General features: G+C 53.3%; 1 pseudogene. It reads left to right on the top strand.

From position 1 onward, the window contains the following. Positions 1-214: pseudogene (gene tppB, locus FDX22_RS26255) on the top strand (dipeptide/tripeptide permease); the annotation flags it as partial.

Genomic DNA, 214 nt, shown 5'->3' with positions numbered 1-214 from the left:
CGATAAGTTTGGCTACGCAGTGACCTACAACCTGTGCGGAGCCGGGCTTATCGTTGCACTACTGGTCTACTTTGCCTGTCGTGGCATGGTGAAGAATATCGGTTCAGAGCCGGACCATAAGCCGCTGAATTTCCGTAACCTGCTCTATGTGCTGGCCGGTACGGTTGTGATGGTCTTTATCTGCGCCTGGCTGATGCACAATGTACAGGTTGCC

Source organism: Citrobacter sp. TBCS-14, from assembly GCF_005280805.1.
Lineage (GTDB): Bacteria > Pseudomonadota > Gammaproteobacteria > Enterobacterales > Enterobacteriaceae > Citrobacter > Citrobacter gillenii.
The sequence above is the reverse complement of the archived record's forward strand: the minus strand, read 5'-3'. Positions and strand labels throughout refer to the sequence as shown.